Annotated in this window: 6 protein-coding genes and 2 pseudogenes; 4 read left to right on the top strand and 4 right to left on the bottom strand. The window is 42.9% G+C overall.

What is annotated here, in order from left to right; all coding sequences use genetic code 11:
• The 3 genes and pseudogenes from CEX98_RS04125 to CEX98_RS04115 form a co-directional block, all read right to left on the bottom strand.
• Positions 1–577 (bottom strand): annotated as a pseudogene (locus CEX98_RS04125) (transposase); the annotation flags it as partial.
• A gap of 98 nt (positions 578–675) precedes the next feature.
• A pseudogene (locus tag CEX98_RS04120) lies at positions 676–825 on the bottom strand (transposase); the annotation flags it as partial.
• Between the two features lie 256 nt (positions 826–1,081).
• Complete coding sequence (locus CEX98_RS04115) at positions 1,082–1,822, bottom strand: alpha/beta hydrolase (RefSeq protein ID WP_099640856.1); 741 nt, start codon at positions 1,820–1,822, stop codon at positions 1,082–1,084.
• A gap of 359 nt (positions 1,823–2,181) precedes the next feature.
• On the opposite strand from CEX98_RS04115, the gene CEX98_RS04110 reads away from it, so the two are divergent.
• From CEX98_RS04110 to CEX98_RS04095, 4 genes are all read left to right on the top strand, one after another.
• Positions 2,182–3,084, top strand: coding sequence for a LysR substrate-binding domain-containing protein (locus tag CEX98_RS04110; protein WP_099640855.1), 903 nt, complete (start codon positions 2,182–2,184; stop codon positions 3,082–3,084).
• Between the two features lie 143 nt (positions 3,085–3,227).
• Positions 3,228–4,934: an alkaline phosphatase D family protein gene (locus CEX98_RS04105; RefSeq protein WP_099640854.1), complete on the top strand. Its 1,707-nt coding sequence runs from the start codon at positions 3,228–3,230 to the stop codon at positions 4,932–4,934.
• Between the two features lie 156 nt (positions 4,935–5,090).
• Complete coding sequence (locus tag CEX98_RS04100; RefSeq protein WP_099640853.1) at positions 5,091–5,339, top strand: hypothetical protein; 249 nt, start codon at positions 5,091–5,093, stop codon at positions 5,337–5,339.
• Positions 5,340–5,500: 161 nt separating this feature from the next.
• Entirely contained in the window at positions 5,501–5,659 is a 159-nt protein-coding gene (locus tag CEX98_RS04095; protein ID WP_010369885.1) for a YqaE/Pmp3 family membrane protein, read from the top strand.
• Between the two features lie 32 nt (positions 5,660–5,691).
• On the opposite strand, the gene CEX98_RS04090 is transcribed toward CEX98_RS04095, so the two are convergent.
• A complete protein-coding gene (locus CEX98_RS04090; RefSeq protein ID WP_099640852.1) occupies positions 5,692–6,297 on the bottom strand; it encodes a LysE family translocator in 606 nt (201 codons plus the stop codon).
• Positions 6,298–6,641: the final 344 nt, after the last annotated feature.

Here is a 6,641-nt window from a genome sequence, read left to right as displayed (position 1 = left end):
CTTTGGCTCGAATGGGGTTTAGGTCTACATAGGCAAGGCAGGCGGCCAGAGCTGCTTCATCAAGGAGTGCTTGAGATTTGAATCGACCTTCCCAAAAGCGACCTGTACAGCCATCTTCTTTATTTGCTCGACGGGCGATATCCTCATTGAGAACCCGCATAAACCAGCTGATATCAGCCAATCTTTCGCGATACTTGGCAACTTGCTCGGCTAATATTACATGCTCTGACTCGCTCAGCGGTTCGCCGTTGGCAAACTTTTGCGTTACGGCGTTGCCTTTAAACAATTCATGCCACCGTATCACAACGGCTTTGTCAGACAATCGCTTAGCCTCATCATCGTCAACATGTAGAACAAGGTGAGAGTGATTACTCATCACTGCATATCCACACACATCAATACAGAATACAGCGCCTAGCGCTAGGAGCTTTTCCTCAATCCAACCGCGACGATGTTCGAAGGATTTACCAGTAAGCGCATCTTCACCGCACAAAAATGCACGGCGTACGCAGCGTGAGATACAGTGGTAGTATTTGGTGTCGGTTAAACTAATCAGTTTTTTACGGGCAGTCGCCATCGCTTTTTCCTCAATCCTTTGAGTTCAGAGTTAGAGCGTAGACGACATCTAAGAGGCTTGCAAATTTGAAAAAAGTTGAGGTGGGTGTCAGTGCTCGCTCGTTCCTCAATCCAACCGCGACGATGTTCGAAGGATTTGCCAGTGAGCCCATCTTCACCGCACAAAAATGCTCGGCGTACGCAGCGTGAGATACAGTGGTAGTATTTGGTGTCGGTTAAACTAATTAGTTTTTTACGGGCAGTCGCCATCGCTTTTTCCTCAATCCTTTGAGTTCAGAGTTAGAGCGTAGACGACATCTAAGAGGCTTGCAAATTTGAAAAACGTTGAGGTGGGTGTCAGTGCTCGCTCGTGTCGTAAGAAAGTAAGATGGGTGTCAGCAATTTACCGTCTCAGCAATTTACCCTGAACGACATGGCTGAGTCAGCTGTCCAAATGATTTCATTGTAAACGCAATTTTAAAAAGTCGAAGGCGCCATCCAACAACTTAGGATAGCGCTGTGGTTATTAAATGCTTGTGCGTATCTGATGGCAAGCTGTACCGGCTAAATGTGACTCTAAAATTCCTGTTATTTTTTGTTTTAACCAGTTTGGACCTATGTCCGACATATCATTGTGTTTTGCTTTGGGGATTGTAACAACACAAGCATTAAATTGTTGTTGTGCTTCCGTTGGCAAAACACCTGGGTCTGCAGCAAAGTCGCTCGCTCTTATCGATAGTACGTTAACCTTGGTGCTCAGAGGTAATGGCACTCTTCGGTGATCAAGTGTAATAATATGATTGGCAAATTGTGCACCGTGGTTAATTAACCAAGCTGAGATATCACCGCCGTTTGAGTGACCAATCAAGAGCACTTTATCAAAGTCAAAACCAGCTAATTTAGATTTATAATGATCTCGTACAAATACTAAAGTGTCTGCACCGCGTTGCCAGTTTTCAGCTCGGGTTTCATATAAGTTACCTTTCACAGATAACGGTGGATCGCTGGGCAGTTCATGCCCTACTGCAATCACCAAATAGCCAGCTTGAGTTAGCGTTGCAGCCAAAAACTGGTAGTCAGTATGGGGAACCCCATAACCTGCGCTTAACATAGCGACCGCACAGGGAGTACTTGTAGTACAATGACTGGTATTTTTTGGCTGATAGAGTTTGATAGGAATCTCTCTGTCACGTTCTGTATCTTTTATTGTTGTTGCTACCGTGTGAAAGGACAACATCAGTAATACAGCGAATAATGATCTATACATAATCTTCCTGAAATAGTGATGCACCAGCTTATTTGGAGCATCACTCATGGTTGGCATTTTCATTTATTATTCAGGATGTTCACAACATATTCAATTAAAATCAAGTGATTAATTGTGTTTCTTGCTGGCATAGTTGATTGATTCATACTTGTAATCTGGCTATTTATATTTGACCGCCTGTTCGAGTTTCAAGTAATTGCCGATTAAGTTGAGCCATCCAAATAGTGTGGATTTGGGGCGTGGTTTACGGTAACGCATATTCATTCCTACAATGTATGAGTTAATTTATGACTGTATCTTGGGTTAAATTATGGCAGGATACCAACGATAGTTATTTACAATTAATATAAGTAGAGCTTATGGATCAAAGGTTGAGGTATTTGGGTACACTTCGTTGTTTTGAGAGCGCAGCTCGATTACAAAGCTATACGCAGGCTGCAAGTGAATTAAATATTACTCAAGCAGCTGTAAGCCAACAAATGCGGCAATTAGAAAGCGCACTGGCGGTTAAACTTTTTGTTAGAAAAGGAAGAAACATGCACCTAACCGAGGCTGGAGAGGTGCTGTTAATGTCAACTCAAAGTGGTTTTAAGCGGATCATTGATGGGCTCAATCAAATCCAAACCCAAGAATTGGCTGGTAGCTTAACCATCACTTCTACTCAATCATTTTGTTCATTATGGCTAATGCCAAACCTATGTTCATTTTATGAATCACATGATGATATTCAGATCCGTGTATTGGGCTCCAATCACCTTGAGGACATTAGGCTAAACCATATCGATATCGCTATTCGGTTCTCAACTAAAGCCCATTTATCCTGCCCTGCGGGGTTAGAACAAATATATTTAGGTGAAGATAAAAATTACCCAGTCTGCTCACCCAGCTACAAAGAAAAGCTCCAAATTCATTCCGTTTCAGATCTCGCCAGATGCAACCTGATCCATCATGATGATGATAAAGTCAGTTGGGAGCAATGGTTTGAGTCTCAAGGGGTTTGTGGGCAAAGCATTTGTGCAAAGGGGCCGCACACCCGAGTGTCATCTAATGATATGGCGTTAAGTGCGGCGCTTAAAGGGCAAGGTGTAGCGATAGTGTCTAAAGAATTATTCCTTGACTTTCAACAGGCTGGCCTAGTCGTTCAACTGTTCGATGCGCCTCATCCCGTCGTATGGCAACGCTATGTTTTGTATGACCCCCACTCACCCAAGCGTAAACGAATTCAAGTGTTTATAGATTGGTTGATCAGTCAACTCCCTTGAGCGTTGTGATGATTATTTCGATCTTGAACAGTTAGATGTGAATTTGAAATAAAATTAAAACTAAATTTTAACATTTCCTCATTAGACTCCGTCCCCGCAAGGAAAACTAGCAAGGATGCCCATAACTAATTACCGAGGAAATAATGAAAACTTATACTCTCACGCCAGCAGCCCTAGTGTTATTTACTGGGGTAGTCGTTGCTGAACCTGAAGTGCACTATGAGTCTTGCAAAACGAGTTTCAACTACTTAGCTGCGCAATACCAAGGTACGACGGACAAAAATAACTCTGGATCCCAGTGGTGCTACCTAAAACAAAGCATTGATGGAGCCACCTGGGGGCATGTTAGAACAGAGACAATTCCAGAATTTAAAACGGTGACAGGCAAGTCATGTAACACGCCCTCTGAGTATCAAGGGGAGCAATTTTACGGTTGTACAACCAAAAACCATACCGCTCCTTGGTGCTATGTTGAAGACGGCAGTTGGGAAGAGTGTAAGCCCGCTGCTGATCCTGAACTTCTGAGCCACACGCAGCCTTTGCAAAGTAAACGTTTGGATAGAGTCGCTTTAGGTTCGTGCTTCAAAACAAAAGGCGACATGCCAGAAGCGCTCGCAAAACTCATTAGTCAGCAGCCAGACTTGTTCCTTTGGCTCGGTGATAACATCTATGCGGACACCACCGATATGGCGGTGATGCGGCAAAAATACGATGATAAAAAGAACAGCAGTGAATACCGTAAATTTTTAGCTGCTAAGATCCCTGTGATGGCAACCTGGGACGATCATGATTTTGGTTGGAACAATGAGGGTAAGCATTATCCTCAAAAAGAAAATTCGCAAAAAGAATATTTACGTCATTTCGATGTGGATAGCAGCGATCCCAGAATGAACGGCCAAGCGGGAATTTATGAAGCTAAAATGCTTGGGGGAGCTGGGGAGACTACTCATGTGATCACGCTAGATGCCCGTTACTTCCGTTCTCCAACATTTTCAAACTATGGCACCTGTGAAGGGGAGAGCAGCACCATTTTAGGTGAGGTCCAGTGGGAATGGCTTGAAAAAGAACTTCAAAAACCTTCAGAGATTAAGCTCATTGCTAGTGGTATTCAGGTGCTACCGCCGTTACATCAAGGTAGAAGCAAAAGTAGCTACTGCGCTTATGGTGATGGAAAAGCATTTAATCAGGCAGTTGCATCATTACAAGAAACCGACATGTCTGGCACAAGTTATGAATCCTGGGCTGAAATGCCCGCGCAGAGAGAGCGCTTATTAAGACTGGTACAAAAGTCCATTAATGATGGTAAAACCAAAGCCGTTGTTTTTCTATCGGGCGATCAGCATTGGGGTGAGCTTCTGCAAAAAACAATTCCAGCAAGTAACCAGTTTGGTCAAGCCGTGAATGTGTATGAAGTGACGGCTTCTGGCTTTGGTCAAAACTGGCCCTACCATATCGAAAACCCACTTAGACTGCCAATCTTCGCAGACAACAAAGGAGACGGTAATTACACTAAAGCTTGTCAGTTACCTTTTAAATATGCAGGGGTGACTTATCGAGGATGTATTACGCGAGACAATGATAAACCCTGGTGCTATACCGAGGTAGATAGCAATCGAAAGGGTGTCGAAGGTGAGTGGGGGAACTGTGCGCCAGCTGGGGCGACTATTCCAACGGGTCGTGTAGGAGAGATAAGTAAAGAGATATCTAAACTCACCACTTCCGACCGCCATCTCATCAACAAGTCTGGCAGTAATTACGGTTTGATTGATATTGACTGGCAAAACCGAGAGCTAAAAATGTCAATTGAAACCGCGAACGAAGAGGCTGTATCAACGGTTATTACATTTTAAACTGTGTTAGCTGAGCGTTCCGTTCAGCTAATCTTTTGCTTGGATGGTAACTCTTTGTAAACTATCGAAATAAATTGTATATTACGTGCAATCTAAGAAGAAAGTAGGTAAACTCTACCCATAGTAGTACTGTAACCAAATTAAAAGGACATTAATTTGAAATTTATCATTTCATTCTTTCCCGCGCTTGTTTTAACAAAAGTTGTCTTCTATGTATGGGGATTTGATTACCTTTTAACCAGTGACCCCTTTGACTTTGGTAAGTTGCTTGTTGATGTCAGTGTGTTTGGTTTTTTCTACTTTATTTCGGTATTGGCGTACGACTACTTTTTTGGCGAAAAGCTACAGCTAGAGCGTCCCGTGGGTAAACCAAGCTTAAGCAAAAAGCGAAAGCGCTCAATATGACCGTCCAGTTATTAGACTAAAATTAACCTACCCACTGCTCAGCATTGCTGTAGCGATCACCTATACTGTTAAAGAGTAAATACAGTGTGTATTACTCTTGCGCTTTTGAGCTGGCATAACGTTTGCAAATCTAAAGTGTCAATAACGTATAGGAGATAACTATGGATTTATTGAGGATCATTATTGCAATCCTGCTGCCGCCACTTGGTGTATTCTTACAAGTCGGTTTAGGCGGGGCCTTTTGGTTAAATATCTTACTGACACTATTGGGTTATATCCCAGGAATCGTACATGCAGTATGGGTGATTGCTCGCAGGTAATATTGTCTGTGTAATTATTGCAGGGTTGTGAGTTACCCTGCAATAATTTCAAGTACAATTGGCACAACAGAAAGCACCAGCAAAGTTGCCATCATAAGATTAAACCACTTACGTGCTCGCTTATTTTGCAACACATGTTTGAGGGATGAACCAAACACCAGCCAAATCCCCACACAGGGGAAAGACACCAATAGAAAAACACAAGTTATCATTAAGTTTTGACTCATGAAGTCCGCGTCAGTTGAGGTGTAAGTTGAGATAGCCCCAATCGCAACAATCCATGCTTTTGCATTAACCCATTGAAATAGCGCCCCCTTTATAAATGAAAAGGGCTTTACGTTGTCGTTACTATTGTCGTCGCTAGGTGAAACAGCGATTAGGTATGCGAGGTAAAGCAGGTATACAACCCCAACACACTTGAGGATAAAATGCAGATCCGGGAATCGCTCAAATAGCGCAGCAAAGCCCAACCCCGCCAGCAGTAGCATCACGGAAAACCCAATACAGATACCGCTAAGCAGCGGGATGCTTCTTTTTAAACCGAAATTTACACCCGATGTCATTACCATAATATTATTAGGTCCGGGTGTGACCGATGACGCGATTGCAAATAAAGTAACAGCGATAAGATAGTCCATGTGTTTGTCCTTGGATATTTATGAGTAGTAGACGCTATGTGTTCAATATCTAACATCGGTCATAATATCGTCAATAGATAGTTGAGGTGCCTGTCCTCGGTATTTTTTTATTTTTGAGTGGTGAGCGCTAAGCGCTAAGCCTTCAATATCCGTTACTGGTCATAGTATCGCCAATCGATATAGTTGAGGTGCCAGTCCTCGGTATTTGCGTTATTTGTGAGTGGTGAGCGCTAAGCCTTCAACATCCGATATTGGTCACAATATCGCCAATCGATAGTTAAAGTGCCTGTCCTCGTTATTTGTGAGTAGTAAGCGCTAAGCCTTCAATATCCGATATTGGTAAT

Source organism: Pseudoalteromonas piscicida (assembly GCF_002744175.1).
GTDB lineage: Bacteria > Pseudomonadota > Gammaproteobacteria > Enterobacterales > Alteromonadaceae > Pseudoalteromonas > Pseudoalteromonas piscicida_B.
Note: the sequence above shows the minus strand (reverse complement) of the source record. Positions and strands in the feature narration are given on the sequence as shown.

Coding starts and splice junctions, on each gene's coding strand:
- CEX98_RS04110 (WP_099640855.1), top strand. CDS start 2,182: ATGGATCAAAGGTTGAGGTATTTGGGTACACTTCGTTGTTTTGAGAGC.
- CEX98_RS04105 (WP_099640854.1), top strand. CDS start 3,228: ATGAAAACTTATACTCTCACGCCAGCAGCCCTAGTGTTATTTACTGGG.
- CEX98_RS04090 (WP_099640852.1), bottom strand. CDS start 6,297: ATGGACTATCTTATCGCTGTTACTTTATTTGCAATCGCGTCATCGGTC.
- CEX98_RS04095 (WP_010369885.1), top strand. CDS start 5,501: ATGGATTTATTGAGGATCATTATTGCAATCCTGCTGCCGCCACTTGGT.
- CEX98_RS04115 (WP_099640856.1), bottom strand. CDS start 1,822: ATGTATAGATCATTATTCGCTGTATTACTGATGTTGTCCTTTCACACG.